43 protein-coding genes are annotated in these 26,683 nt (G+C 38.5%); all 43 read right to left on the bottom strand.

Annotation, left to right across the window (positions count from 1 at the left end; genetic code table 11):
- Nucleotides 1-57: 57 nt before the first annotated feature.
- Nucleotides 58-1,707: an NAD(P)/FAD-dependent oxidoreductase gene (locus JOC49_RS06845; RefSeq protein ID WP_204663724.1), complete on the bottom strand. Its 1,650-nt coding sequence runs from the start codon at nucleotides 1,705-1,707 to the stop codon at nucleotides 58-60.
- Complete coding sequence (locus JOC49_RS06840) at nucleotides 1,691-1,921, bottom strand: hypothetical protein (RefSeq protein ID WP_204663722.1); 231 nt, start codon at nucleotides 1,919-1,921, stop codon at nucleotides 1,691-1,693. The genes JOC49_RS06845 and JOC49_RS06840 overlap by 17 nt, the downstream gene beginning before the upstream one ends.
- An 8-nt stretch (nucleotides 1,922-1,929) precedes the next feature.
- Entirely contained in the window at nucleotides 1,930-3,717 is a 1,788-nt protein-coding gene (locus JOC49_RS06835; protein ID WP_204663720.1) for a glycosyl hydrolase family 18 protein, read from the bottom strand.
- 130 nt (nucleotides 3,718-3,847) lie between these two features.
- Entirely contained in the window at nucleotides 3,848-5,296 is a 1,449-nt protein-coding gene (gene amrA / locus JOC49_RS06830) for an AmmeMemoRadiSam system protein A (RefSeq protein ID WP_204663718.1), read from the bottom strand.
- 85 nt (nucleotides 5,297-5,381) lie between these two features.
- Nucleotides 5,382-5,777 (bottom strand): 30S ribosomal protein S9, encoded by a 396-nt coding sequence (gene rpsI / locus JOC49_RS06825; RefSeq protein WP_204663716.1) that lies wholly within the window; start codon nucleotides 5,775-5,777, stop codon nucleotides 5,382-5,384.
- Nucleotides 5,778-5,790: 13 nt separating this feature from the next.
- Nucleotides 5,791-6,225: a 50S ribosomal protein L13 gene (rplM, locus tag JOC49_RS06820; RefSeq protein WP_204663714.1), complete on the bottom strand. Its 435-nt coding sequence runs from the start codon at nucleotides 6,223-6,225 to the stop codon at nucleotides 5,791-5,793.
- A gap of 123 nt (nucleotides 6,226-6,348) precedes the next feature.
- The gene (truA, locus tag JOC49_RS06815) at nucleotides 6,349-7,110 is read right to left on the bottom strand and encodes a tRNA pseudouridine(38-40) synthase TruA (RefSeq protein WP_204663712.1); all 762 of its coding nucleotides are present in this window, start codon (nucleotides 7,108-7,110) and stop codon (nucleotides 6,349-6,351) included.
- Between the two features lies 1 nt (nucleotide 7,111).
- Nucleotides 7,112-7,906, bottom strand: coding sequence for an energy-coupling factor transporter transmembrane component T family protein (locus JOC49_RS06810; RefSeq protein ID WP_204663710.1), 795 nt, complete (start codon nucleotides 7,904-7,906; stop codon nucleotides 7,112-7,114).
- Nucleotides 7,900-8,832, bottom strand: a complete 933-nt coding sequence (locus JOC49_RS06805; RefSeq protein ID WP_204663708.1) for an energy-coupling factor transporter ATPase — start codon at nucleotides 8,830-8,832, stop codon at nucleotides 7,900-7,902. The genes JOC49_RS06810 and JOC49_RS06805 overlap by 7 nt, the downstream gene beginning before the upstream one ends.
- Nucleotides 8,817-9,659 (bottom strand): energy-coupling factor transporter ATPase, encoded by an 843-nt coding sequence (locus JOC49_RS06800; RefSeq protein ID WP_423875324.1) that lies wholly within the window; start codon nucleotides 9,657-9,659, stop codon nucleotides 8,817-8,819. Before JOC49_RS06800 ends, JOC49_RS06805 begins: the two co-directional genes overlap by 16 nt.
- Nucleotides 9,660-9,722: 63 nt before the next feature.
- Entirely contained in the window at nucleotides 9,723-10,064 is a 342-nt protein-coding gene (gene rplQ / locus JOC49_RS06795) for a 50S ribosomal protein L17 (protein ID WP_204663704.1), read from the bottom strand.
- A gap of 13 nt (nucleotides 10,065-10,077) precedes the next feature.
- On the bottom strand, nucleotides 10,078-11,028 hold the full coding sequence (locus JOC49_RS06790) for a DNA-directed RNA polymerase subunit alpha (protein ID WP_204663702.1): 951 nt from the start codon (nucleotides 11,026-11,028) through the stop codon (nucleotides 10,078-10,080).
- 73 nt (nucleotides 11,029-11,101) lie between these two features.
- The gene (rpsD, locus tag JOC49_RS06785) at nucleotides 11,102-11,722 is read right to left on the bottom strand and encodes a 30S ribosomal protein S4 (RefSeq protein WP_204663700.1); all 621 of its coding nucleotides are present in this window, start codon (nucleotides 11,720-11,722) and stop codon (nucleotides 11,102-11,104) included.
- Between the two features lie 25 nt (nucleotides 11,723-11,747).
- Nucleotides 11,748-12,146 carry a 30S ribosomal protein S11 gene (gene rpsK, locus JOC49_RS06780; RefSeq protein ID WP_204663698.1) on the bottom strand — a complete coding sequence of 133 codons (399 nt, stop codon included), beginning with the start codon at nucleotides 12,144-12,146 and terminating at the stop codon, nucleotides 11,748-11,750.
- A gap of 18 nt (nucleotides 12,147-12,164) precedes the next feature.
- The gene (rpsM, locus tag JOC49_RS06775) at nucleotides 12,165-12,536 is read right to left on the bottom strand and encodes a 30S ribosomal protein S13 (RefSeq protein ID WP_204663696.1); all 372 of its coding nucleotides are present in this window, start codon (nucleotides 12,534-12,536) and stop codon (nucleotides 12,165-12,167) included.
- 102 nt (nucleotides 12,537-12,638) lie between these two features.
- Nucleotides 12,639-12,752 (bottom strand): 50S ribosomal protein L36, encoded by a 114-nt coding sequence (gene rpmJ, locus JOC49_RS06770; protein ID WP_204663694.1) that lies wholly within the window; start codon nucleotides 12,750-12,752, stop codon nucleotides 12,639-12,641.
- 12 nt (nucleotides 12,753-12,764) lie between these two features.
- Nucleotides 12,765-12,983: a translation initiation factor IF-1 gene (gene infA, locus JOC49_RS06765; RefSeq protein ID WP_204663692.1), complete on the bottom strand. Its 219-nt coding sequence runs from the start codon at nucleotides 12,981-12,983 to the stop codon at nucleotides 12,765-12,767.
- A 21-nt stretch (nucleotides 12,984-13,004) separates the two neighbouring features.
- Complete coding sequence (locus tag JOC49_RS06760; RefSeq protein ID WP_204663690.1) at nucleotides 13,005-13,286, bottom strand: KOW domain-containing RNA-binding protein; 282 nt, start codon at nucleotides 13,284-13,286, stop codon at nucleotides 13,005-13,007.
- Nucleotides 13,286-14,047 (bottom strand): type I methionyl aminopeptidase, encoded by a 762-nt coding sequence (gene map / locus JOC49_RS06755; protein WP_204663688.1) that lies wholly within the window; start codon nucleotides 14,045-14,047, stop codon nucleotides 13,286-13,288. Before map ends, JOC49_RS06760 begins: the two co-directional genes overlap by 1 nt.
- 2 nt (nucleotides 14,048-14,049) lie before the next feature.
- Complete coding sequence (locus JOC49_RS06750) at nucleotides 14,050-14,694, bottom strand: adenylate kinase (protein ID WP_204663686.1); 645 nt, start codon at nucleotides 14,692-14,694, stop codon at nucleotides 14,050-14,052.
- A 9-nt stretch (nucleotides 14,695-14,703) separates the two neighbouring features.
- Complete coding sequence (secY, locus tag JOC49_RS06745) at nucleotides 14,704-15,969, bottom strand: preprotein translocase subunit SecY (protein WP_204663684.1); 1,266 nt, start codon at nucleotides 15,967-15,969, stop codon at nucleotides 14,704-14,706.
- Nucleotides 15,970-16,410 carry a 50S ribosomal protein L15 gene (gene rplO / locus JOC49_RS06740; protein ID WP_204663682.1) on the bottom strand — a complete coding sequence of 147 codons (441 nt, stop codon included), beginning with the start codon at nucleotides 16,408-16,410 and terminating at the stop codon, nucleotides 15,970-15,972.
- 22 nt (nucleotides 16,411-16,432) lie between these two features.
- A complete protein-coding gene (rpmD, locus tag JOC49_RS06735; protein ID WP_204663680.1) occupies nucleotides 16,433-16,609 on the bottom strand; it encodes a 50S ribosomal protein L30 in 177 nt (58 codons plus the stop codon).
- Between the two features lie 12 nt (nucleotides 16,610-16,621).
- Nucleotides 16,622-17,116 carry a 30S ribosomal protein S5 gene (gene rpsE, locus JOC49_RS06730; protein WP_423875322.1) on the bottom strand — a complete coding sequence of 165 codons (495 nt, stop codon included), beginning with the start codon at nucleotides 17,114-17,116 and terminating at the stop codon, nucleotides 16,622-16,624.
- Nucleotides 17,117-17,143: 27 nt separating this feature from the next.
- Nucleotides 17,144-17,509 carry a 50S ribosomal protein L18 gene (rplR, locus tag JOC49_RS06725; protein WP_204663676.1) on the bottom strand — a complete coding sequence of 122 codons (366 nt, stop codon included), beginning with the start codon at nucleotides 17,507-17,509 and terminating at the stop codon, nucleotides 17,144-17,146.
- 17 nt (nucleotides 17,510-17,526) lie between these two features.
- Entirely contained in the window at nucleotides 17,527-18,072 is a 546-nt protein-coding gene (gene rplF, locus JOC49_RS06720; RefSeq protein WP_204663675.1) for a 50S ribosomal protein L6, read from the bottom strand.
- A 25-nt stretch (nucleotides 18,073-18,097) separates the two neighbouring features.
- Nucleotides 18,098-18,496 (bottom strand): 30S ribosomal protein S8, encoded by a 399-nt coding sequence (rpsH, locus tag JOC49_RS06715; protein WP_204663673.1) that lies wholly within the window; start codon nucleotides 18,494-18,496, stop codon nucleotides 18,098-18,100.
- Nucleotides 18,497-18,520: 24 nt separating this feature from the next.
- Complete coding sequence (locus JOC49_RS06710) at nucleotides 18,521-18,706, bottom strand: type Z 30S ribosomal protein S14 (RefSeq protein ID WP_204663671.1); 186 nt, start codon at nucleotides 18,704-18,706, stop codon at nucleotides 18,521-18,523.
- A 13-nt stretch (nucleotides 18,707-18,719) separates the two neighbouring features.
- Nucleotides 18,720-19,259 carry a 50S ribosomal protein L5 gene (rplE, locus tag JOC49_RS06705; RefSeq protein ID WP_204663669.1) on the bottom strand — a complete coding sequence of 180 codons (540 nt, stop codon included), beginning with the start codon at nucleotides 19,257-19,259 and terminating at the stop codon, nucleotides 18,720-18,722.
- A gap of 26 nt (nucleotides 19,260-19,285) precedes the next feature.
- Entirely contained in the window at nucleotides 19,286-19,597 is a 312-nt protein-coding gene (gene rplX / locus JOC49_RS06700) for a 50S ribosomal protein L24 (protein WP_204663667.1), read from the bottom strand.
- A gap of 16 nt (nucleotides 19,598-19,613) precedes the next feature.
- Entirely contained in the window at nucleotides 19,614-19,982 is a 369-nt protein-coding gene (gene rplN, locus JOC49_RS06695) for a 50S ribosomal protein L14 (protein ID WP_204663665.1), read from the bottom strand.
- Between the two features lie 23 nt (nucleotides 19,983-20,005).
- A complete protein-coding gene (gene rpsQ, locus JOC49_RS06690; RefSeq protein ID WP_204663663.1) occupies nucleotides 20,006-20,260 on the bottom strand; it encodes a 30S ribosomal protein S17 in 255 nt (84 codons plus the stop codon).
- A 17-nt stretch (nucleotides 20,261-20,277) separates the two neighbouring features.
- A complete protein-coding gene (rpmC, locus tag JOC49_RS06685; protein WP_423875320.1) occupies nucleotides 20,278-20,448 on the bottom strand; it encodes a 50S ribosomal protein L29 in 171 nt (56 codons plus the stop codon).
- Between the two features lie 26 nt (nucleotides 20,449-20,474).
- Nucleotides 20,475-20,906, bottom strand: a complete 432-nt coding sequence (rplP, locus tag JOC49_RS06680) for a 50S ribosomal protein L16 (protein WP_204663659.1) — start codon at nucleotides 20,904-20,906, stop codon at nucleotides 20,475-20,477.
- Nucleotides 20,907-20,936: 30 nt separating this feature from the next.
- Nucleotides 20,937-21,695, bottom strand: coding sequence for a 30S ribosomal protein S3 (rpsC, locus tag JOC49_RS06675; RefSeq protein WP_204663657.1), 759 nt, complete (start codon nucleotides 21,693-21,695; stop codon nucleotides 20,937-20,939).
- A 15-nt stretch (nucleotides 21,696-21,710) separates the two neighbouring features.
- Nucleotides 21,711-22,046, bottom strand: coding sequence for a 50S ribosomal protein L22 (rplV, locus tag JOC49_RS06670; RefSeq protein ID WP_204663655.1), 336 nt, complete (start codon nucleotides 22,044-22,046; stop codon nucleotides 21,711-21,713).
- 29 nt (nucleotides 22,047-22,075) lie between these two features.
- Nucleotides 22,076-22,348, bottom strand: coding sequence for a 30S ribosomal protein S19 (rpsS, locus tag JOC49_RS06665; RefSeq protein WP_204663653.1), 273 nt, complete (start codon nucleotides 22,346-22,348; stop codon nucleotides 22,076-22,078).
- Between the two features lie 30 nt (nucleotides 22,349-22,378).
- Nucleotides 22,379-23,209, bottom strand: a complete 831-nt coding sequence (rplB, locus tag JOC49_RS06660; protein WP_204663651.1) for a 50S ribosomal protein L2 — start codon at nucleotides 23,207-23,209, stop codon at nucleotides 22,379-22,381.
- Between the two features lie 27 nt (nucleotides 23,210-23,236).
- On the bottom strand, nucleotides 23,237-23,527 hold the full coding sequence (gene rplW, locus JOC49_RS06655) for a 50S ribosomal protein L23 (protein WP_204663649.1): 291 nt from the start codon (nucleotides 23,525-23,527) through the stop codon (nucleotides 23,237-23,239).
- Complete coding sequence (gene rplD / locus JOC49_RS06650; protein WP_204663647.1) at nucleotides 23,527-24,153, bottom strand: 50S ribosomal protein L4; 627 nt, start codon at nucleotides 24,151-24,153, stop codon at nucleotides 23,527-23,529. The genes rplW and rplD overlap by 1 nt, the downstream gene beginning before the upstream one ends.
- A 24-nt stretch (nucleotides 24,154-24,177) precedes the next feature.
- On the bottom strand, nucleotides 24,178-24,810 hold the full coding sequence (rplC, locus tag JOC49_RS06645) for a 50S ribosomal protein L3 (RefSeq protein WP_204663645.1): 633 nt from the start codon (nucleotides 24,808-24,810) through the stop codon (nucleotides 24,178-24,180).
- A gap of 102 nt (nucleotides 24,811-24,912) precedes the next feature.
- Nucleotides 24,913-25,224, bottom strand: coding sequence for a 30S ribosomal protein S10 (gene rpsJ, locus JOC49_RS06640; RefSeq protein ID WP_204663643.1), 312 nt, complete (start codon nucleotides 25,222-25,224; stop codon nucleotides 24,913-24,915).
- A 268-nt stretch (nucleotides 25,225-25,492) separates the two neighbouring features.
- Complete coding sequence (tuf, locus tag JOC49_RS06635; RefSeq protein ID WP_204663617.1) at nucleotides 25,493-26,683, bottom strand: elongation factor Tu; 1,191 nt, start codon at nucleotides 26,681-26,683, stop codon at nucleotides 25,493-25,495.

Here is a 26,683-nt window from a genome sequence, read left to right as displayed (position 1 = left end):
ACAGATGTTTGAAGGATGTGCAATAATATAAATTTATTTCTATGCGAACAACAAAAGTTAATTTATTAACAGGGATTCAATCACCTTTTCAGCACACTTTAAACCATCCACGGCAGATGATGTTATGCCGCCGGAATATCCTGCGCCTTCTCCAGAAGGAAAAAATCCTTTTAAGCTAATCGATTCCAAAGACTCGGTATTTCTCATAATTCTAACTGGGGATGAACTTCTAGATTCAACACCTGTAAGCACAGCCCTTCGATCTGAAAAGCCTTTAATTTTTTTGTTGAATTCTGGCAAAGCTTCTTCAATGGCTTCCCAGATAAATTTTGGCAAGAGGGCTTTTAAATCAACAGGTTTTGTTCCAAATCTATGTGATGGTTTCAACGCATCAAATTCTACTTCTGCCCACTCACCATACACTTTGCTAACAGAATCACAAACTGTAGGACCGCCTAAAAAATCACCTACCAATTGTATGGGTGCTTTATAGCTTGAGCCCCCCATTTCAAAGGCGCGTTTTTCAAGACTGCGTTGAAATTCTATGCCCGCAAGGACATGGTCACTCCCCAGATCCGTTGGCATTACATTTACAAGCAAAGCACTGTTCGCATTGGGTAAATTTCTACTTTGATAGCTCATACCATTAACAACCAAGCCACCAAGTTCAGACGCTGCCCCTACAACTTCACCTCCCGGACACATACAAAATGAATAAACGCTCCTTCCCTTAGACGTTTGATACGTCAATTTGTACTCTGCAGCACCTAATTTTGGATTTTTATATGCCATCCCATATTGAGCGGAATTGATTATCTCCTGTGGGTGCTCTATTCGCAACCCCACAGCAAAAGGTTTCCGTTCCATTTTTATTCCGTTTTTTAGCAACATCTCATAAAACTGCCGGGCACTATGTCCAACTGCAGCAATAACATGAGAGGTTTCCAAATCATTTCCATCTGAACATTTTACCCCTTTTATCTCTGACAATTGTGAATCCATAATAATATCCACAACCTCTGTTTTAAACCTAATTTCCCCACCCAAGCTCAAGATGTGATTTCTAATATTCCGAACAACGCCTTTTAAAACATCCGTCCCAATATGTGGCTTGTTTTTATAAGAAATCTCATTTGGCGCACCAAACTCTATTAATTGGGAAATAACAAACTCAATTCTAGGATCTTTAATCCGCGTTGTGAGTTTTCCATCTGAAAATGTCCCTGCACCGCCTTCTCCAAACTGTACATTTGAGTTGGGATTTAAAACACCTTCTCTCCAAAATCGATCAACTGTCTTAGTTCTTATTTCTACAGGCTCTCCTTTTTCAATAACGATTGGCTTAAGGCCTGCTCTTGCAAGTTGTAACGCAGCAAATAATCCTGCCGGACCAAATCCAATTACAACGGGACGGTCGCTCTTTTCTTCATTTTTTTTATGACAATAGGGTTCTCTTAAATCAATTGGTACAAACGGTTTTGGTGCTAATACGAAACTCTTATCCAAAAGATATTTTTCATTTTTAACCGCAACATCAATTGTATACGTATATTGAATGCCCTTGCGTGCATCCACAGATTCTCTGACAATTTGATATGACAAAATCATTTCAGGTTTAATTTTCAATTTTCCACTTAATTTACGAAGAACCGCCTCTTTTGAAAGCGGTTCCTCTAGTCTAAATTTAATTTCATTGACTCGAATCATCTTTTTCTCCATTATTTAATTGCTCTTTAAGTTCAATCATCCCCAGATCTCTTGCCCGCTCTATAATCTCTTCGTCAGATAATTTGAAATTTACAGTTTGACGATGGTTGTAAAACGAAATTATCCCACCAAAAATCAGCGCGAGCCCAATAATTAAGAGCACATAGTAAGCAAATACCTTTTTTCCATTATACACCAATCCATATTGCCGCATAGTCACCTCTAATTTATCACTTTATTTAAAGCGTCCCAAACATCCTGGGTCTCGAAACCTCTACGCCATAATGCAATACCACCTAAGTTTAGTTGATTGACTAAATCCGCGCGAATGGACAAGGTTTCAGCAGTTTCTACCCACATTTTTACATGGGCATCTTCTTCAAAAAAGGTTGCATAATACAATCTATCCGTATCGTCCCAGATCAGTTCCAAGTCATATTTCTCAATTAAGGCATTTTGTGCTGACATGCCTATCGCTGTTGCAGACGTTGTCATTGCATTTGCCTTTGAGTTTGAAGGCTTCTCCCGCCAAACACGTGTATAGGTTGGAAGGCCCAATACCAATTTTTCAGATTGAACAACACTTGCAAGCTGAATCATGTGCTTGTTGACCCAATCAAAAGACGCAACAGGCCCACTTATTGGGCTACTTTGCCAAAATTCATCATACGTCATAACAATTAAATAGTCAACTATATGCCCTAGCTTCTGATGGTCATAGCACTTAGACCAATTGTCACTCCCACCCATCACAGTAACATCCATTGAAAGAATAAGATTATTCGCATAGGCCGCCACCTTAAATGCGTTCACAAAATGTGTGAGTGCATCTCGATCTGCCATATAGACATTTTCAAAATCAATGTTAATACCATGATATCCGTTTGTAACCGCCTCATCTACCATATAGTCAATAAATTTTCGCCGAGCCTTTGAATCATGCAAAAAAGCATGTGTTCTGTCAATATCAAATGCATTAGATACCAAAGCCCAAACCTGATACCCTTGTTCTTCTGCCCATTGTAAATACGTTTGAGATACCTTTTCAGAAACATTCCCAGAACTGTCTACGAGTTCATACCATGTTGGGGATATGACATTTAGCCCACTCATATTCGGTATTTTTTCAGGGTCGGGATTATAACTGTAAACTGCCTCCCATGTAAGATAAACGGGTTCTTCTAAACTTAGGTTTCTATTCTCATGGAAATAATTTACGGGTCTAGTGACAACCGCTTGTGGGGTTTCAATTGAAACATATCCAACCGAGTTGTCAGAACCAACGACCTTATATAAGTCGTTTTCTATATTTTGAACCCATACTGTTTGGCCTTGAGCATCACCCAAAACTTCTGGCTTATTAAAAAGATTCTTGATGCCATAATAGAAACTATCATTTTGAACCGACTTGTAATAGTCACGTATACTTTCTTCAGTAGAAAAAACAAGTGTTTCTTCTGTTACTTGAAAAGTATCCATTGGCGTCTTTTCATTAACAAAAATAATGTTTCCATTTTCCGTAATGGATTGCTGAGCAATCCCAAAACGATCCAAGACATCTATTTTTGTAAGCGGCTCATATGCAAGATAATTCAGTCCATCAACTGAAATCCATTCAACTTTATCTTCTTGAGCCACACCATTTACTGCAATGTTTCCACCTGCATTGATTTCAATCAAGTCATTGTTACGAATAATCTCGATCTTCTTTATCGTCTCATCTATATGGTATGTTGTTGCAGAATCCAGTATCCAGTCAATATTGACATACGTTAATCCAGTTTCCAAATATCTGGACATCAATTGTTTACTGTGCTCAATTTCAGTGATGCCACCATTATCCACCCAATAAATAGACGGTGTGACCTGAACAATTTCGTAGTCCTGAAGCCATCTGTAAATCTGTTTTCTAATTTTTATGTTCAAGTCTATATTGACGCTTAAAACAAGACCAACCAAGATTGTAACTGTTAGGATTAGCGATGCAATACCATAAAAAATCTTCTTCATATTAGGGCTCCTATTTCTATATCAATTATCAACAACTTTCTATATATAATGTGGATAATTTCATTTCCAAAATGGCTAAACCATGGGTTTTTTATATTTTATCCACACTATCAACAATTAACCCACAGGTTTAAGAAAATCTGTCCACTGTAAAACGATACATTTCCTCAATCTCTTCCACAAGGAATCCACCTTTTGATGCGGCTATTCCAACTTGTTCTTCTACAGTTTTGATACCCTCTAAATCAGGCAAAAGAACACCATTTTTTCTATTTGAAATTAAATAAACACCATATTTTTTGGGATCAAGACCATCAAAATTAGCCACACGCTCCATATCTGATAAAACATCCACTGATACTGTTAAGTTGTTTAATTCCTCAACTTGTATAGGATAAAAACGGCCATCCTTTGTGGCTGCAGCCATAGCGTTGTGATAGATTTCAATCAAAAGATTATCATATACCGGAAATAGGGTTCCAATACAGCCTCTCAACTGCCCCTCTTGTTTGATTGAAACAAAGCACGCCCGTTTAATAGACTGAATTTCTTGTAAATTTGAAATCTGAATCCGAACCGCATCAACCACAACATGAGTTGTTTGAAATATCACTTTAGGTGGGACCATTCTTTTTACTCTTGATGCGATAACAGCTCTTGCAAATTGCACATAGGGATGTTCTTTTTGGCGACTTTCAGCAGTTCTTTTTTCCCACATCTCATTTAAGGACGCATACCATGAATCTCTATGCGCCACGCCAACTTCATAAAATGAAGCACAAAGATAGCCAACACCAAAAGGGCCTTCATACGAATACAGCCTACTGGCAATTGATGATTTAAGGAATAAGCCCAACAGCATTGCATAAGACCGTAAACCACATTCCTTTGCACCTGCAATCATTTTTTCTGATGCAGCAAAAACGTCCCATGGTTTATTTTGGTCAATAGCTTTCACCATGAGGCTATCAAACTGAGGTCCTTCGGGAAGATAGTCATAGGGTCCGTTATCTTTAAGCGCATGGGACATGTCGCCGCTGGCAATTACAACAATATTTTTCCCCAACGCTTCAATTGCAGCCCTTAATAAATACCCATTTTCCATTAGTCTTTTATAAGAAAAATGACCATAGCTCATAAAAACATATTTGGGCCTGGAAACGACTTCATTAATAAAATGTAGAGGCACCAGCACGCCATGATCCAATTTTTCTGAAATTTGGTGTGTTTGAAATAATGGCTCATCTATTGGATAATAATCTCCCTTGCATTGCGCATTTGTTTGAATCAATTGAGCAATAAAATCGGCATCTTTTACAAAATTGTATTGAAGGGAAAATTCACCAAAAGCATGAAAATCTCCCTTATAATCGCTTTGGTTATAAATTGCGATAGCATCACTAAAAATTGGCCCATGTGGTGAAATGACAATAATAGTGTCAGGGTCAAGCTTTGCTATTTCATTTGCAATTGATTTCATAGACGCTACTGTTTTTTGAACATCATTTGTTTGCCAATCTCCAATTTTATCAATTAGAACAGGAGCATGTGGCATTAAAAATGCGCCTAAAAATGACATAAAAGCCTCCTTTCAGTTTTAATACAATTATACCACAAAAAAACAAAAGCCTTCATGGGATACCCATGAAGGCGATATAAAAAAATTATCTCTTTGAGAATTGAGGTGCTCTTCTCGCAGCTTTGAGACCATATTTTTTTCTTTCTTTCATTCTTTGATCTCTTGTTAAGAATCCTGCAGATTTAAGAATAGATCTGAACTCACCGTCTACTTGCAAAAGTGCTCTTGAAAGACCATGTCTTACAGCGCCTGCTTGTCCAGTAAATCCGCCACCTTCAACTCTTACAAATACATCAAATTTTCCTGCAGTATTTGTCAGACCAAGCGGTCTTTGTACTTCTCTACGAAGTGTATCGAAATTGAAGTATTCTTCCACTGTTCGACCATTTACGATAAACTTTCCTGTTCCAGGAAGTAATCTAACTCTAGCGACAGAGGTTTTTCTTCTACCAGTACCTTGATATTGCATCGATTTAGCCATTAGTTACCCTCCCTTACAGATTAAGTTCCAAAACTTCAGGCTTTTGAGCTTCATGCTTGTGCTCAGGACCTGCGTAAACTTTTAACTTAGTGTACATTTGACTGCCTAATGTATTATGTGGCAACATGCCTTTAACAGCAAGTTCAATGATTCTTTCAGGTCTTCTTTGATTCATCTCTCTGAAAGTTCTTTCCTTAAAATTACCAACATATCCTGTATGCCATCTGTACATTTTTTGATCCATTTTTTTACCAGATACTTTGATTTTTTCTGCATTTACAACAATAACAAAATCTCCAGTATCTACGTGTGGTGTAAAAATAGGTTTATGTTTTCCTCTTAAAATCTTGGCAACTTCTGATGCCAATCTTCCCAATGTCTTGCCTTCTGCATCTACAACATACCACTTTCTTTCAATCTCAAGCGGTTTAGCAACGTAAGATTTCATTGAGCGTCCTCCTTCAAAAATATTTCACCGTTTATAACAAAAACCCGGGGCAGGATTTTCGATTAACTTCATAAGTCACGTTGATTTCAACATGAGCCACAATCTATTTTATAGGATAATGTTTCAACTGTCAACATTATTTTCATAATGAACTTCTTTTAAATACAAGCCTTGGGCTGGAGCAGTCCATTTTGCCGCAGAACGGTCACAGGCTTCAATAATGTTTGGAATCTCCTCTACTTTTACGTTGCCTCGACCGACCTGAAATAAGGTTCCAATGATTATTCTCACCATATTATATAAAAAACCGTCTCCACTAATTGTAAATTCCAAAATATTGTTTTTAAAATCTTCCTTTAATTCAAAAACATGAATTGTCCGAACGGTATTAGACACTTGACTTCCCGACGCCATAAAGGTTCTAAAATCATGTTGACCTAAAAAACAAGGTATGGCATTTTTTATCGCCTCTAAATCCAACTTATAGGGACAGTAACTATAATACCGATCCTTAAACGGATCTCTTTGTTTCCCCATGTAAACCTTGTACACATATGTTTTCCCAATAGCGCTGTAACGTGCATGGAAATCGTTAGGCATTTCCCTAACATCGTTTATAAAAATATCTGAGGGCAAAATTTTGTTGAGTGCCACCTGAATGCGGTCGACAGGCATTATAAGATCTGCTGTAAATGTAACACACTGACCCATTGCGTGAACCCCAGAATCTGTTCGACCTGATCCATGAATACGAATATCTGTTTTTAGAATTCTAGCTAATTTTTTTTCAAGTATTCCCTGTATCGTCTTATGGTGCTTTTGTTTTTGCCAGCCGCAATAGTCTGCACCGTCATAAGCAATCCACATTGCGATTGTTTTTTCCATTTTACATCACCACACATATGGCCATATAGAGTGTTACAATTCCAACACCCCATAAATCAAGAACAGAATACTTAAGAACTTTCATTCTTGTTCTGCCTTCTCCACCTTTATAACATCTGGCTTCCATTGCCATTGCCAATTCATCTGCACGCCTGAAAGCACTTATAAAAAGTGGGACTAACAAAGGAATCAACGCTTTTGCACGGTTCATTATATTGCCACTTTCAAAATCAGCGCCACGTGCCATTTGCGCTTTCATTATTTTATCTGTTTCCTCAAGTAATGTAGGAATAAAGCGTAATGCAATTGTCATCATCATTGCGAGCTCATGTGCCGGTAAACCAATTTTTTTAAATGGGTTTAACAGATACTCAATCCCATCAGTCAACTCAATTGGTGATGTTGTAAGGGTCAACATTGAGGTGCCAATTATCAACAAAATGAGTCGAATGGCCATAAAAAATGCCCGTTCAATACCTTCAGCATAAATTTTTATAAACCCAACCTCAAAAACCGGACTCCCTTGTCCTGGGGTTAAGAATATGTTGATTACAAACGCAAAAACTATGAGCAAAAATATAGGTTTAAGGCCTTTAAGTACGTAACCGACTGGTACTCTAGAAAGTTTAATGACAGATCCAATAAACAAAACAACTGCCAAATAGGCTATTATTTGATCCACAAGAAATAGAGAAACCAGATATAACATGGATGCAACGATTTTAAATCTTGGATCCATTCGATGGATTACAGAATCAGAGGCATAATATTGTCCTATGGTAATATCTCTTAACATAATTCACCTGACTTTGTTTTACGATTTAATTTTTGGGCCAAACACTGAGTCGCTTCTTCAACAGTAAGGATAGTCGGGTCAATATCAAACCCCTTTTCCACAAGCGCCCGTGCCAGATACGATATCTGAGGAACAGCAAGCCCAATCTCTTCTAGCCTATCAATATGTTTAAACACTTCTTTTGGATGTCCATCTAAGACGATTCGTCCACGGTTCATAACAATAAGTCTTTCCGAAATCTTAGCCATATCTTCCATGCTATGAGAAACAATAATAACCGTCATCCCTTCTTTTTCATGCAAGTGCTTAATTTGGCCCAGAATTTCGTCACGCCCCTTGGGATCCAATCCAGCAGTAGGTTCATCTAAAATCAAAACCTCCGGTTTCATTGCGAGCACTCCAGCTATCGCAACGCGTCTTTTTTGCCCACCACTTAAATCAAATGGTGACCGATCTTTATAGTCATTATAGTCCATCCCTACTAATGACAACGCTTCTTTTACGCGCTCAATTGCATCTGCATCCGACAGACCTAAATTCAACGGCCCAAATGCCACATCTTTTTCAACGGTCTCTTCAAAAAGCTGATATTCCGGGTATTGAAAAACCAATCCAACACGTCTCCTAACTTCAATTAGCTTTTTTTTACGTGCACGCGCTTCTTTTTTTCTTTGAGATCTTTTTTTACTATGTGTCTGATCCAAGCCTTCTGTTATGTTGTAACCACTAACGACGATCTCGCCTTCAGAAGGTTTTAAAAGGCCATTGAGGTGCTGTATTAAAGTTGATTTCCCAGATCCTGTGTGGCCAATGAGACCTACAAATTGTCCTGATTCAATCGTTAGATTGATTTGATCGATTGCAACTGTTTCATTGGGTGTATTACGATCATATATATGTGATAAATCTGTTATTTTAATTGACATAATTCTTCCACCAATTCTTCAACGGTTAAGTTTTCACCGGATAAATCGAAGCCTATTTTTTTAAGTTCATACGATAAAAGCGTTACTTGAGGGACGTCTAATCCAATTGATTTAAGGGTATCGACTTGTGAAAACACCTCTTTTGGCGTTCCTTCCAATACGATTTCACCTTCATCCATAACCAAAATTCGATCTGCATGTACAGCTTCATCCATAAAATGAGTGATGTGCACAACAGTCATTCGGTCATGTGCGTTCAAATACCGTATTGTTTCCATAACTTCCTTACGGCCTGATGGATCTAACATCGCAGTAGGTTCATCAAATATAATACATTTGGGCTTCATTGCCAAAATACCTGCTATAGCAACACGTTGTTTTTGGCCTCCTGATAGATGGTGAGGCGGTTTTCGTTTAAAGTCCCCCATACTCACCGAATCTAAGGCTTCATCAACACGCAACCGTATTTCAGCAGAAGAAAGGCCCATGTTTTCAGGACCGAAAGCCACGTCCTCCTCCACAATTGTCGCCACCAACTGATTGTCAGGATTTTGAAACACCATTCCTGCCCGTTTTCGTATTTCCCATATCAAAGATTCATCAGAAGTGTCCAGCTGATCTATAAAAATTTTGCCCTGCGTCGGATAGTAAATCCCATTAAGCAACTTAGAAAGTGTTGATTTTCCAGATCCATTATGCCCAATTATAACGACGAATTCGCCATCTTTAATTTTAATATTTACATTCTTGAGCGCAAAACAATTTTCATCTTTTTCGTCTGCATACCGAAAATACAAGTTTTCAGTTACAATCATATCAGTCACCAGCCTTACCTTTTAATTATTATATGTAATAAAGGGACTAAAGTTATTCACTTAGTCCCCCAAAAGTTATATCAACTCTAATTTACACATTGGCGCTGCGTCGCCTCTACGAGGACCTGTTTGGATCAATCTCGTATAACCGCCATTACGCTCTTTGTAATTTGGAGCGATTTCATCAAACAATTTCTTAACAACTGCTTCTTCAGTGACAAAAGCCAAAACTTGTCTTCTCGCATGAAGATCGCCTCTTTTAGCAAGCGTGATCATCTTTTCAGCGAATTTTCGCGTTTCTTTACCTCTTGTTACTGTCGTTTCGATACGTCCGTTTTTAAGAAGTGATGTTGTTAAATTTCTAAGCATCAAATTTCTATGTGAACTTGGACGTCCCAACTTACGGTAAGCTGCCATTTTTCTCCCTCCTTTACTCGTCTTCTGTTCTAAGTCCCAGGTCGAGTTCAGCCAGTTTATATTTCACTTCTTCTAGCGATTTTTTACCTAGGTTTCTCACTTTCATCATGTCATCTTCACTGCGGTTGGTGAGCTCTTCAACCGTATTGATTCCAGCTCTCTTAAGACAGTTATAAGATCGGACGGAAAGATCAAGTTCTTCTATTGTCATTTCAAGAACTTTCTCTTTGATGTCTTCTTCTTTTTCGACCATGATTTCAACACCATTTACACTATCAGTCATATCAATGAACAAATTCAAGTGTTCTGACATAATTTTAGCGCCAAGTGATGTTGCTTCGTCTGGCTTGATTGTACCATCAGTCCAGACTTCAAGAGTCAATTTATCGTAATCAGCGACTTTTCCAACTCTTGTCTTGTCAACCAAGAAGTTGACTTTTCGAACAGGTGTATAGATTGAGTCAACTGGGATAATTCCAATTGGCAACCCTACTTCCTTGTTATTTTCTGCAGGCACGTATCCTCTGCCTTGTCCTAAAGCGATTTCCATGAATAATCTTGAATTTTCTTCAAGTGTACAAATATGAAGATCTGTATTTAGAATTTCAACATCGGAATCCGCAATAATATCGCCTGCAGTAATCTCTCCTGCATCTGTTGCTTCAATCCGAAGGATCTTAACGTCTTCATCCGAATGAATTTTTGCAAACAATTCTTTAAGATTAAGAATGATCTCAATAACATCTTCCTTTACCCCAGGAATTGTACTAAATTCGTGCAGAACATTTTCGACTTTAATCCATCTAACTGCAGTTCCTGGCAAAGAGGAAAGTAAAATACGTCTTAGGCTATTGCCCAAAGTAGTTGCATAACCTCTTTCCAAAGGCTCAACAACAAACTTCCCATATTTCCCATCCTCACTCATTTCTACACACTCAATCGTTGGTTTTTCTATTTCAATCACTACTTAAGACCCTCCTTTTCATAAAAATCAACAAACAAACATCTGAGGGTAATAATATATGCTTAACCAACCCTTACTTTGAGTAAAGCTCGACAATAAGATGCTCTTCGATTGGTAAATCAATATCATCTCTTACAGGTAAAGCTGTAATTTTCCCTTCCATCTTTTCAAAATCAACATCTACCCATTTTGGAGTAGTTCTTGCAGATTCAGCAAGTGCTTTGAATTTTTCAGAAGATTTGCTCTTGTCTTTAAGAGCAATCACGTCACCAATTGCTAACGTCATTGACGGAATATCCGCTTTATGACCATTCAATGTAAAGTGACCGTGCGTTACCATTTGTCTCGCTTCTTTTCTAGAGTTTGCAAAACCAAGTCTAAAAACGACATTATCAAGTCTTAACTCAAGCAATTGAAGCAGGTTTTCACCTGTAATGCCCTTCATTTTTTCTGCTCGATCATATGTTGTTCTAAATTGAGTTTCCAATACACCATAGAATCTTTTAACTTTTTGTTTTTCTCTAAGTTGAGTTCCGTATCCTGAAAGCTTGCCTCTTCTTGCACCATGCTGACCAGGAGCGGATTGTCTTCTGTTTAATGCACATTTGTCGCTATAGCATCTGTCTCCCTTAAGGAACAACTTTTGCCCTTCTCGACGACAAAGTCTACAAGATGGTCCTGTATATCTTGCCACTTAAAACACCTCCTAATACTGATAATTACACTCTTCTTCTTTTCGGTGGTCTACACCCGTTATGTGGGATTGGCGTTACATCAGAAATTGATGTAATTTCAAGCCCTGTTGCTTGAAGTGCTCTGATTGCAGCTTCTCTTCCTGAACCAGGTCCTTTTACAAATACTTGAACCGATCTCAAACCATGCTCCATTGCAGATTTGGAAGCAGCTTCAGCAGCCATTTGAGCAGCATATGGAGTAGATTTTCTCGACCCCTTGAAGCCCAAGCTACCTGCACTTGACCAAGCAATTGCATTGCCATCAGTATCAGTCAATGTTACGATTGTATTGTTAAACGTAGCTTGAATATGTGCTTGTCCGCGATCAATATTCTTACGTTCACGCTTTTTTCTTACTCTACGTACTTTTTTAGCAGCAGCCATGAATTACGCCTCCTTTACTTATTTTTTCTTCTTACGGCTAACAGTTTTCTTAGGACCTTTACGCGTTCTTGCGTTTGTTTTAGTCTTCTGTCCTCTAACTGGAAGGCCTTTTCTATGTCTGATGCCTCTGTAACATCCAATTTCTTTAAGTCTTTTAATGTTCATTGCAATCTCTCTTCTAAGGTCACCTTCTACCAAATGATCCTCTTCAATGAGTTGTCTTAATTTACTTACTTCTTCTTCAGTGAGATCTTTTATTCTAGTATCTTCGCTGATTCCTGCTTTTCCAAGCAGTTGCTGAGAAGTAGGTCTTCCAATACCATAGATGTAAGTTAAGCCGATAACGGCTCTCTTCTCTCTAGGCAAGTCAACACCTGCAATTCTTGCCATTGAATTACACCTCCTAATGTGTAGTAGTAATTGTTTGTCAATTTATATGTTTCAAATATAAAGTAATACCAGCCGCGCTTTATATTTGTGTACACGCCAGATTTAACCTTGTGTTTGCTTATGTTTTGGATTTTCGCAAATTACCATGACTTTACCTTTTCTTCTGATAATTTTGCACTTTTCGCACATAGGTTTAACTGATGGTCTAACTTTCATTGTTATACCTCCTTACTTTCCGCGCCATACAATTCGACCTCGAGTCAAATCATATGGAGACAATTCTAAAGTCACTTTATCTCCAGGTAATATCCTAATAAAATTCATTCTAAGTTTTCCTGAAATATGTGCAAGTACAATGTGCCCATTTTCAAGTTTAACCTTAAAATTCGCGTTTGGCAATGCCTCAACGACTACGCCTTCAACTTCAATTGAATCGCTTTTTGCCACTATAAATTCCCTCCTTTTAGACTAGAGCAAGCCAGCTCTCTCAACTTCTTTTCTGAGTAAAGCATTGTTTAGCTTACCTTCATTTAACAACTTATCTCTAACGTCGTCACTAATCATGTTAAGCTTGTTCAAATGCTTTACTTTTTTAATTTTCGGTTTTTCAAGCTTTCTCAAATCACCATCGGCAATCTGGACAAAAAAGTCATCCATAATACCAACGACAATAAACACTCTATCTTTATCTCGGCCAGCTCTGGATTTCACAAATTGACCGACTTCCAGTTCTTTGGACGATTGTATCATCAGAACACCTCATTTTTGGAGTTGGTGAGTAATATTGGATCCTCGTCTGTAATTACAACTGTGTGTTCGTAGTGTGCGGACAATAGTCCATCGAGTGTCACAACAGTCCATTCATCATCGAGCACCTTAACTTTCCAGTCTCCTTGATTAATCATTGGTTCTATGGCCAATACCATTCCAGGGACAAGTCTAGGTCCCCGGCCTGCCGGTCCATAGTTAGGTATTGGTGGATCTTCATGAAGTTCACGCCCAACACCATGACCTACGAAATCTCTGACAACGCCATATCCTCTGTCTTCTGAATACGTTTGAATGGCATTTGAAATGTCAGACAATCTATACCCTTTTCGACAATATTTCAATCCTTCAAAGAAACTTTCTTCTGTGACCTTTATAAGTTCAGCCGCAGCCTCACTTACTTGACCAACAGGATGGGTTCTAGCAGCATCACCATGGTAGCCGTTTTTCAGCGCGCCTACATCAATACTAATAATATCACCTTCCCGAAGAATGGTCTCTCCAGGAATACCGTGAATCACTTGATCATTAATTGAAGCACATATGGATCCTGGAAACCCGCCATATCCCTTGAAAGAAGGTATTGCGCCATTTTCACGAATCACGGCTTCAGCAATTGCGTCAAGTTCACCTGTAGTGATGCCTGGCTTTATTGCTTTTTTTACTGTTTCATGAACCAATGCAACAATCCGTCCAGACTCCTGCATCAGCTCAATTTCTTTGTTTGATTTAATGACAATCATGTCTATCCCCTTAATGCAGCAGCAATATCCTGCGAGACCGCCGTTATATCCTGCTCTCCTTCTATGTCAACCAATTTATCGCGTCTGCCATAGTAGTCAATCAAGGGAGATGTTTCATCAACATAAACATTGATTCTATTTTTTACGGTCTCTTCAACATCGTCACTGCGCTGGTAAAGCTCACCACCACATTTATCACAAACACCCTCTTTTTGAGGTGGATTGTTACTCACATGATAAGTTGCGCCACAATTTTTACAGATTCTTCTGCCGATTGCCCGTGACACTAACATGTCTGGGTTCACTTTAATATTGATTACCGCATCGAGTTCAACTTGCATTCTTTCAAGAACCAAATCCAGTTCTTTTGCTTGGATGAGCGTTCTGGGAAATCCATCCAGTAGGAAACCATTTTGACAGTCTGCTTCATGCAATCTGTCTTCAACAATTTCAACCACAAGAGAATCAGGAACCAATTTACCTTGATCCATATAGCGCTTAGCTCTTTTTCCGAGTTCAGTGCCCTCTTTGATGTTTTTCCTGAAGATATCTCCAGTTGATATATGGGGAACGTTAAATTCATTTATTATGAATTCAGCTTGTGTGCCTTTCCCCGCACCCGGCGGTCCTAATAAAATTAATCTCACAGGAGCCTCCTAATTTAGGAATCCTTCGTAGTGTCTCATTAGCATTTGTGCTTCGATTTGCTTCATAGTCTCAAGCGCTACAGATACAACGATGAGGACAGAAGTTCCACCGAAACTGAATTGTGTGTTGGTAACTGCTCCAAGGAAGTTAGGCAAAATTGCAATAACAGCCAAGAATATTGCACCAACAATTGAAATCTTGTTAAGAGATTTTGTCAAATATTCCGACGTCGGTCTACCAGGTCTAATGCCAGGGATGAAACCGCCGTTCGTCTTCAATCGATCTGCAACCTCAACAGGATTGAATGTCACATTTGTATAGAAGAACGTAAAGAATATAATCAAAAGTGCATATAACAAGTTATAAATTATAGTTGTTTGGTCCAAATAATTAGATACAAAATTTGAAAATCCTGATCCAGGGAAAAATGTTGCAATCGTTGCCGGGAACATCAAAATAGAAATTGCAAAGATAACTGGTATTACACCTGCTTGGTTAACTTTAAGTGGAATGTGTGTAGACTGTCCACCATACATTTTTCTACCAACAACACGCTTGGCGTATTGAACAGGAATTTTACGACTTCCTTGCTGAATAAATATAATCCCCATAACGATTATAAGTGCAAACAATAAGAAAAGTGCCACTTGAATGATATTCATCTGACCGATTCTCAGGTTTGCAAAAATACTGAGTGTTGCTGAAGGAACACTTGCTACAATACCTGCAAAGATAAACAATGAGATACCGTTTCCTATACCTTTTTCAGTGATTTTTTCACCTAAGTACATTAAAAACGCTGTTCCTGCTGTAAGTGTTAATACAGCAATGAAAGTCGACCACGCGCCAGGCTTTATAAAAAAGTTCTGGAAGTAGCCCAAACTAAATCCGATTCCTTGAATCAATGCCAAAACAACTGTTAAATAACGTGTGTATCTGGCAATTTTTTTTCTACCTTCTTCGCCCTCTTTCGCCAAAGCTTCAAGAGCAGGGAACGCAATTTGTAAAAGATTTAGTACAATTGATGCAGTGATGTAAGGACTGATACCTAGTGCGAAAATTGTAAACGTTTTAAAGTTACCTCCGCTCATGAGGTTAAAAAGTCCAAGCAGACCATCTTCACTATTGGCAAATGCTGCTGCCAGTCTTGTACTGTCGATTCCAGGTACTGGTACTGCAGATCCTAATCTAAAGATAGCAATCATAGCAAAAGTGTAGAGGATTCTATTTCTTAAATCAGGGATTTTCCAAGCGTTTCTAAGTGTCGAAAACAATTAAATCACCTCTGCCTTTCCTCCAGCAGCTTCTATTTTACTAATTGCTGACTGAGTGAATTTGTTTGCTTTTACAGTAAGCTTCTTATTCAATTCTCCATCGCCCAATATCTTTATGCCATAACTGATTTTGCTTACAACACCTGTTTGAAGTAAAACTTCAGGTGTAATTTCTGTACCATCTTCGAATTCATTCAAAAGCTCAACATTAACAATTGTCCATTGCTTTTTGAATTTATTGTTGAATCCACGCTTTGGAATTCTTCTGAAAAGTGGCATTTGTCCACCTTCGAATCCTGGTCTGACGCCACCGCCTGAACGTGAATTCTGACCATTCATACCGCGGCCTGCAGTTGTTCCAAGTCCTGAACCTGTACCTCTACCAACTCGCTTTTTGCTTTTAGTAGATCCTTCTGCGGGTCTTAAATCATGAAGTCTCATGGTCACACCTCCTTTATGATTATTACTCTACGATTTTTACTAAGTGATTAACTTGATTAACCATTCCTCGCATTTGAGGATTGTCTTGTTTTTCTATAACTTGACCGATTTTTCTTAGGCCTAATGCTTCAACCGTACGTCTGTGCTTTGGCAGCGCGCCGATTGTGCTTTTAACCAATTTGATTTTTATAGTAGCCAAGGTTCATACCCCCTAACCTAAAATTTGTTCTACTGTCTTGCCTCTTAATTTCGCTACGCCTTCAGCAGTTTTAAGGTTCATAAGGCCATCGATAGTTGCATTAACCATATTTCTTGGGTTATTGCTTCCAAGAGATTTTGCTCTTACGTCCTTGATTCCTGCAAGTTCAAGTACGGCACGTACAGGTCCACCAGCGATAACACCAGTACCTTCTTGTGCTGTCATGATTCGAACACTTCCTGAGCCATAGTGTCCTTCGATATTATGCGGTATAGTCGTTCCAACACGTGGAACTTTTATAAGACGCTTTTTTGCATCTTCAACCGCTTTTGAAATTGCTTCAGGAACTTCTTTTGCTTTTCCTGTTCCGATGCCTACGTGGCCATTTTCATCTCCAACAACTACAAGAGCGCTGAATCTGAAGTTTCTACCACCTTTAACAACCTTAGTAACACGATTTATATTAATAACCTGTTCTTTGAGGTCTAACTTGCTAGCATCAATCATCTTACGGTTCATGTGCATACCTCCTATTTAGAATTTTAATCCTGCTTCTCTAGCACCTTCAGCGAGTTCTTTTACTCGTCCATGATAAAGGTATCCACCTCTATCAAAAGTCACATTTTCAATGCCTTTTTCAAGTGCTTTTTTAGCCACCAACTGACCAACCAGTTTAGCAGCTTCCTTGTTGCCTGTAGAAGATACTTGCTCTTTAACAGGAGCATCAAGGGTAGAAGCAGCAATTAAAGTGTTTCCTGTAATATCGTCAATGATTTGAGCATAAATATTCTGGTTTGATCTGTAAACATTAAGTCTTGGTTTTTCAGTTGACCCAGAAATTTTCTTACGCACTCTTGCATGACGCGCTTTTCTATTTTCATTTCTACTTTTAGAAGCCATTTTACGCTACTCCTTTCTTATTTTTTCTTACCGGTCTTTCCTTCTTTTCGGATTACGCGCTCATCAGAATATCGAACACCTTTTCCTTTATAAGGTTCAGGCTTTCTCCACTCTCTGATTTTAGAAGCATAATTTCCAACCAGTTGTTTATTGATTCCTTTAACAACAATTTCTGTTTGTGTTGGAACCAAAGTTTCAATACCATCTGGATCTTCCATCACAACTGGATGAGAATGTCCCAATGATAGTTCAAGTTTTTTACCATTTTTAGCAGCTCTATAACCAACACCTACAATTTGGAGTTTTCTCTCAAAACCATTTGTAACACCAACTACCATATTGTTGATTAAAGCTCTTGACAAGCCGTGTAAAGCTCTATGTCGCTTATTGTCAGATGGACGCGTAACTGATAATGTTTCGCCATCAATTTCAATTTTAATGTCTTTGTCGATTTGCTCTGACAATTCTCCTAGAGGTCCTTTAACAGTGACGAGATTCTTATCAGAAACGTTCACTTGAACCCCTTGAGGTATTGTAATAGGCAATTTACCTACTCTTGACATTGTCACACCTCCTAGTTATTCATGATTACCAAATGTAGCAAATTACTTCGCCACCAACGCCAAGTTTTCTAGCTTCTCTATCTGTAATAATACCATTAGAAGTAGAAATAATTGCACAACCTAATCCACCAAGGACTCTTGGAACATCGGTTTTCTTAGCATAAACTCTAAGTCCTGGCTTAGAAATACGCTTGAGCCCTGTGATAACACGCTCTTTATTTTCACCATATTTTAGTTCGATTCTGATAAGACCTTGCTTTCCGTCTTCTATCACATCAAATCCCTTGATATAGCCTTCTTCCATAAGAATCTCTACAATTCTCTTTTTTACATTTGATGCCGGTATATCTACTGAAGTATGCTTAACCATGTTAGCATTTCTGATACGGGTCAGTAGATCAGCAATTGGATCTGTCATTGCCATGAGTAATTACCTCCTTCCGATTTCTTACCAGCTGGCTTTTCTTACGCCAGGAATTTGTCCTTTATATGCCAATTCTCTAAAGCAGATACGGCAAATTCCATATTTTCTGATATATGCATGTGGTCTACCACAAATTTTACATCTATTGTATTCTCTCGTAGAATATTTTTGCGGTCTTGATTGTTTTACTTTAAGACTGGTCTTAGCCAATGTAAATCCCTCCTTACTTGCTAAATGGCATCCCCATCAATTTAAGTAACTCTCTAGCTTCTTCATCCGTTTTAGCTGTGGTTACAAAAGTGATGTCCATGCCTCTAACAGTTTCTACCTTGTCAATATCGATCTCAGGGAAAATCAACTGTTCTTTAACGCCAAGCGTATAGTTTCCTCTACCGTCAAATGAATTTGGATTTACACCTCTAAAGTCTCTTACTCTAGGCAATGCGATTGTAATGAATCTATCGAGGAATTCATACATTCTGCTACCTCTCAAAGTAACTTTAGCACCAACGCTCATGCCTTCTCTTACTTTAAAGTTCGCAACAGATTTCTTAGCTTTGGTAACAACTGGTGCCTGACCTACGATTGTTGTCAGTTCATCTACTGCAGCCTTAATTACTTTTGGATTGTCTTTTCCATCGCCGAGGCCCATGTTGATAACAACTTTTTCAATTTTTGGAATTTCCATAACGTTGCTATAGCTGAATTTTTCCATCATTGCTTTCGCAACTTCATTATTGTATTTATCTTTAAATCTCGCCATGAGTCAAACCTCCTTTCTCACTGGTTTTAGTCAATTACCTCACCAGTTTTCACTGATACTCTGACTTTTTTACCATTTTCTAATTCTTTAAATCTAACTCTTGTACCAGCTTTCGCTTTTGCATCATACAAAAGAACATTTGAAACATGGATTGCTGCTTCTTTATGAATACGACCACCTTGTTGCACCTTCATTGAAGGCTTTTGGTGTTTTGTTACCATGTTTACGTTTTCTATGATGATTCTTTCAGTTTTTGGGTTTACGCTCAATACTTTACCTTTTTTGCCTTTATCTTTACCAGCAATAACGATAACTGTATCGCCTTTCTTAATATGCATACTACACCTCCTAAGTTTAAAGAACTTCTGGAGCTAGAGAAACGATTTTCATGAATTTCCTGTCTCTTAACTCTCTAGCAACTGGTCCGAAGATACGAGTTCCTACTGGAGATAAATCATCTTTTATGATAACCGCTGCGTTCTCATCAAATTTAACGTAACTGCCATCTGGTCTTCTCAAACCGTAGTTGCTTCTTACAATAACAGCCTTGACAACGTCGCCCTTCTTGACAACCCCGCCAGGTGTTGCATTTTTGACGGTCGCTACTATAACATCTCCGATATTTCCATATTTTCTCTTTGATCCTCCGAGTACACGGATACAAAGTATTTCTTTCGCACCAGAGTTATCAGCAACTTTTAAACGAGTTTCGTTTTGGATCATGCCTTTGTCCTCCTTCCGACCGACTACTTAGCTTTTTCTACGACTTCAATAAGTCTCCATCTTTTATCCTTGCTAAGTGGTCTAGTTTCCATAATTCTTACTTTATCACCAATGCCACATGTATTTTCTTCATCATGCGCTTTGAATTTCTTTGTTCTTTTTACTCTTTTACCATAGAGTGGATGACGGATGAATTCTTCAACTGTAACGACGATAGTCTTATCCATTTTATCGCTGGTTACATATCCAACTCTAACTTTTCTTCTGCCTCTTTCCACAGCATTACCTCCTTTGCTTACGCGTTGATCTCTTTATCTCTCAAGATCGTTTTTACACGAGCAATGTCTTTTTTAATGGCTTTAATTTGCATAGGATTCTCCAATTGTCCTGTAGCCAATTGGAATCTCAAGTTGAAAAGCTCGTTTTTCAACTCTACCACTTTATCATTCAACTCTTGAGTTGTCATTTCTCTTATTTTAGTTGCTTTCAACTTTATTCACCACCCTTTTCGATAGCGTCTTCTTTCTTGACAAATTTACACTTAATTGGCAATTTGTTTGCAGCAAGTCTCATCGCTTCTCTTGCAAGTTCCTCATCTACACCTGAAAGTTCAAACAAAACTCTGCCAGGCTTTACAACTGCAACCCAATACTCCGGTGAACCTTTACCAGCACCCATTCGTGTCTCAGCAGGTTTTTGAGTAATTGGCTTGTGAGGGAAAACTTTAATCCAAACTTTACCGCCTCTTTTGATTCTTCTATTTATAGCAATCCTGGCTGATTCAATTTGATTTGAAGTGAGCCAAACTGGTTCCATAGCAACTAGACCGTAATCTCCGTAAGTTACTGTGTTACCCTTTTGAGCAGTACCCGACATTCTACCTCTGTGAACTCTGCGGCGTTTTACTCTTTTAGGCATTAACATGGTAATTGCCTCCTTTCACAAAACTCTATATTAATTGTTGTTATTTCTAGGCTTTCTCGGTCCTCTGTTTTGTCCCGAATTATTTCTTCCGCCTCTTGGACGCTTGTCAGATGCTTTTCTAGCTTCTTTTCTTTGAAGTCTTGTTTCTTCACTGACACTCGGCAACACTTCGCCTTTATTAATCCAAACTTTGACACCGATTTTACCATAAGTTGTATCCGCTTCAGCAAAACCATAATCAATATCAGCTCTTAAAGTTGAAAGTGGTACATTGCCCTCTGAATAACCTTCAGTTCTTGCCATTTCAGCGCCACCGAGTCTACCAGATGTTTGTACTTTAATACCTTCTGCACCAGCTTTAAGTGCTCTCCCGATTACTTGTTTCATAGCTCTTCTGAATGAAACTCTTCTCTCAAGTGAAAACGCAACATTTTCTGCAACCAATTGTGCATCATTGTCAATGTTATCTACTTCAGAAATATCCAACTGGATAGATTTCTTTGTCATTCTTTCAAGTTCTTCTCTCAAAACTTTAATGTTTTCGCCACCCTTACCAACTACCATACCTGGTTTTGCAGTAAAGATATTAATGTGGACCTTGTCATTTGCAGTTCTATCAATATAAATTCTAGAAATTCCAGCTGTAAACAACCTTTTTTTGATGTATTTACGAATCTCAAAATCTTCAATTAACAAATCTGCGAAATTTCTCTTATTTGCATACCATTTTGAGTCCCAATCTTTGATGACTCCAACTCGGAGTCCGTGTGGGCTAACCTTTTGACCCATTCAGCATACCCTCCTTTACTCTTTTTCAGCGACAACAACGCCTACATGGCTGCTTCTTCTTAAAATAGGGTTTGCTCTCCCCATTGAACCGGCTTTCCATCTTTTCATTGTTGGTCCTTGATTTGCATAAATGTCTTTTACAATCAAAGTTTCAACATCCATGTGATGATTGTTTTCAGCATTAGCAACTGCTGAATTCAATACTTTTAAAAATATTTCAGCACCTTTTCTAGGTGTAAACTTTAAGATTGCTTGTGCATCTTTAACGCTTTTACCTCTAACCAAGTCTGCGATAGGCTTCATTTTACGAGGTGAGACTCTAATATACTTAGCTTCTGCTTTAGCTTGCATTCTCAATACCTCCTTTCGGATTAGTGAAATTATTTACTTTTTTTATCGCCAGCGTGACCTCTGAACGTTCTAGTTGGTGCAAATTCACCAAGCTTGTGTCCAATCATGTCTTCTGTAATATAAACTGGAACATGTTTCTTTCCATCGTGAACCGCAATTGTATGACCAACCATTTGTGGGAAAATAGTTGATGCTCTCGACCATGCCTTAACGACTCTCTTTTCGCCGGATGCATTCATTTCTTCTATTTTTCTCAATAGGCCTTTGTGGACAAATGGACCTTTTTTAAGAGATCTTCCCATGAAATGTCCTCCTTTCAGTTGTAAATCGGATTATTTCTTTCTTCTTGAAACAATATATTTGTTTGATTGCTTGTTTTTCTTTCGAGTTTTGTAACCAAGAGCCGGCTTACCCCATGGTGTAACCGGAGATGGTCTACCAATTGGTGATCTACCTTCACCACCACCGTGAGGGTGATCGTTAGGATTCATTACAGAACCTCTGACTGTTGGTCGAATGCCCATATGTCTTTTACGTCCAGCTTTACCAATTGTAATGTTCTCGTGATCGATGTTACCTACTTGTCCAATTGTAGCGCGACATTCTTTTCTGACATAACGCGTCTCACCTGATGGCAATCTAAGAAGTGCATAGTTTCCTTCTTTCGCCATAAGTTGAGCAGAGTTACCAGCAGATCTAACGAGTTGTGCGCCTTTTCCTGGCTTCATTTCAATGTTGTGAATAATTGTACCTACAGGCATATTCATAAGTGGCATTGCGTTCCCCACTTTAATATCCTGATATTCGCCAGATATAATAGTATCTCCAACTTTCAAACCGTTTGGATGTATGATATATCTTTTGTCACCATCTGCATAGTGTAACAATGCAATATTTGCACTTCGATTAGGATCGTACTCTATTGCCGCCACTTTTGCAGGGACATTGTCTTTATTTCTTTTGAAATCAATGATTCTGTATTTTTTTGTTGTTCCGCCACCTCTATGACGAACAGTGATTTTACCCTGGTTGTTACGACCAGAATTTTTCTTCAATGAAACTACCAAAGACTTTTCAGGTTGCTTTTTTGTAATTTCTTCGAAAGTAGACACTGTCATTTGTCTTACAGCAGGTGAAGTCGGTTTATATCCTCTAATACCCATGGTTTTACCTCCTTCGAGTCTTTTTGATTACATACCTTCAAAGAATTCGATTGTTTTACTGTCTTCAGTCAATTTGACAATCGCTTTCTTCCAGCTTCTTGTGTATCCTTCATTTCTGCCTTGTCTCTTAAGTTTTCCTTTTACGTGCATTGTGCTGATTTTTTCAACTTTTACACCGAAAACTTCCTCAACGGCTTTTCTAATTTCTGTTTTATTGGCATCCTTTAGCACTTCGAATGTATACTTTCGATCTGAAGTCTGCATCATGGAATTTTCCGTTACGATAGGTCTAACTATCACATCATAAGAGGTTCTCATTATGCGTACACCTCCTCGATTTTTTCAACCGCATTTTTAGTAACAACACAATAATCGTGATTCAAAATGTCATAAACATTGATTGAACCAACAAATGTTGTGCTAACGCCTTCAATGTTGTTAGATGCTTTTATCACATTGTTTTCAACATCTCCTGTAACAAAAAGAACTTTCTTTCCATTCACTTTAATGTTGTTAATGATGTTAAGCATATCTTTTGTTTTTGGAGCTGCCATTACAAGCTCATCTAAAACAATTAGTTCTTGATCCCTAACTTTTGCACTTAATGCAGATTTAAGACCAAGTCTTTTTACCTTCTTAGGCAAAGTATATCTGTAACTTCTTGGCTTCGGCGCGAAAACAACACCACCACCTACATAATGAGGGGCTCTGATTGTTCCTTGTCTCGCATTACCTGTTCCTTTTTGTCTGAACGGCTTTCTTCCGCCGCCTCTTACTTCTGCTCTTGTCTTAGCAGATTGTGTACCTTGTCTTTGATTTGCAAGATAATTTTTAACAATTTCGTGCATAACAGGTACATTTGGCTCTATTCCGAAAATAGTTTCGTTTAATTCTATTTCAGTCACTTTCTGACCGGAAACGTTTAATACTTCTAATTTAGGCACTGTGCTTCCTCCTTTCTCAAGCTATTATAGTGTTGCCTTAACAGCTTTGCTAATTACCAGTTGACCACTCTTAGGGCCTGGCACCGCACCTTTAACGAGCAACAGATTTCTTTCTGCATCAATCTTGACTACCTCAAGATTTTGAACAGTAACTGTTTCATTACCCATTCTACCCGCCATTGGCATTCCTTTGAAAACTCGAGCTGGATACGAAGCCGCTCCAATTGATCCGCCACCTCTATGGTATTTAGAACCGTGAGTTTCTGGACCCCTTGACTGATTATGTCGCTTAATTGGGCCGGCAGTTCCTTTACCTTTAGATGTACCAGTTACATCAATTTTTTGTCCGTTTTCAAAAATATCAACTGCGATTTCCTGACCAATTTTGAACTCAGCAGGATTGTCAACTCTAAACTCTTTAAGGGTCTTTTTGTACGCTGTTCCAGCTTTGTCAAAATGACCTTTCATAGGTTTGTTGACATGTTTTTCTTTGATGTCTCCAGAAGCAACTTGAATCGCATTGTAACCATCTGTCTCCACAGTTTTAATTTGAGTAACCACCATAGGTGTCACTTCAAGAACTGTTACAGGAGTTACGATGCCTTCTTCGTTGAATACTTGGGTCATACCGATTTTTTTACCGATAATTCCTACCATGCTTTTGCACCTCCTAATATTCTTACAGCGGATTACCGAAGTAATCATCCTAAGAAAACAGGTTTATCTATTTAAACCGAAATCTTAGTCTCTTTTAGTCGCTTATAACTTGATTTCCACATCAACTCCAGCAGGGAGTTCAAGTTTCATAAGCGCGTCTACAGTTTTTTGTGCAGGATTTAAGATGTCAATCAATCTCTTGTGCGTTCTAATTTCAAATTGCTCTCTAGAATCTTTATATTTGTGTACTGCTCTCAAGATTGTAACAACTTCTTTTTTTGTTGGCAACGGAATGGGTCCTGCTACATCCGCACCAGTGGTTTTAGCCACTTCTACAATTTTTTGTGCTGTGTTATCAAGCACTTTGTGATCAAATGATTTCAATCTGATTCTAATCTTTTGCTTATTAGCCATTTGCTAAACCTCCTTATTTTTTTATCGCATGCCTACTGCATTCATACGACCAAGACAAACATCGTCCACACCGCCAGGTGTTTCGTAATCGTTTGGACAAAAAACTCGTCGTTCATATCCAGTATGAACAATTCTCCGTGGAAATTTTCTCGCAGCATAGTAACTTTCCACATCATCGCATTAGTGCACCACAATATTATACAACAACCCCTTGTAAATTACAAGGGGTTGTTTTTCACTAATTGTATTTAGATTTAGAAACAATTTATTATTCGTAAATCTTGATAACAGATCCAGCACCAACTGTTCTTCCACCTTCACGGATTGAGAATCTTAAACCTTCTTCAATCGCAATTGGTGAAATCAATTCGATGTTCATTTCTACGTTATCACCAGGCATACACATTTCAACGCCTGCTGGAAGATCAATTGATCCAGTTACGTCTGTTGTTCTAAAGAAGAACTGTGGTCTATAGCCTTTGAAGAATGGTGTGTGTCTTCCGCCCTCTTCTTTTGTCAAAACATAAACTTGAGCTTCGAACTTTGTATGTGGGTGAATTGTACCTGGCTTTGCAAGTACTTGGCCTCTTTCAATTTCTGTTCTTTGAATTCCTCTAAGAAGAAGGCCTACGTTATCGCCTGCCTGTCCTTCATCAAGAAGTTTCTTGAACATCTCTACGCCTGTTACTACAAGCTTTCTTGGCGCTTCTGATAATCCAACAAGCTCAACTTCCTCAGAAACCTTTACGATTCCTCTTTCAATTCTTCCTGTTGCTACTGTTCCTCTTCCTGTAATTGAGAATACGTCCTCTACTGGCATAAGGAATGGCTTATCTGTATCTCTTTCAGGTTGTGGGATGTATTCATCGATAATTTCAAAAAGTTCGATGATTTTTTCTGTCCACGCTTCTTCACCTTCAAGAGCTTTAAGAGCTGAACCTCTTACGATAGGTGTGTCATCGCCTGGGAAGTCATACTCTGAAAGCAAATCTCTTACTTCCATTTCAACGAGTTCAAGCAATTCTTCGTCATCTACCATGTCACATTTGTTAAGGAATACAACGATATATGGTACGCCAACTTGTCTTGAAAGCAAGATATGCTCTCTTGTTTGTGGCATTGGACCATCTGCTGCTGATACAACTAGGATTGAACCATCCATTTGCGCAGCACCTGTAATCATGTTCTTTACATAGTCGGCGTGACCTGGACAGTCAACGTGTGCATAGTGTCTCGCTGGTGTTTCGTACTCAACGTGAGCTGTAGAGATTGTAATCCCTCTTTCTCTCTCTTCTGGTGCTTTGTCGATATTTTCAAAATCAACTTTTTCACCAAATCCGTATTTTTCAAACAATACTTTTGTAATTGCCGCTGTAAGCGTTGTTTTACCGTGGTCAACGTGACCGATTGTTCCAATGTTACAGTGTGGTTTAGTTCTTTCAAACTTTTGCTTAGCCAT

The sequence above is a fragment of the Fusibacter tunisiensis genome (assembly GCF_016908355.1).
GTDB classification, from domain to species: Bacteria; Bacillota; Clostridia; order Peptostreptococcales; family Acidaminobacteraceae; genus Fusibacter_D; species Fusibacter_D tunisiensis.
This window is presented reverse-complemented; position numbering and strand designations above follow the sequence as displayed.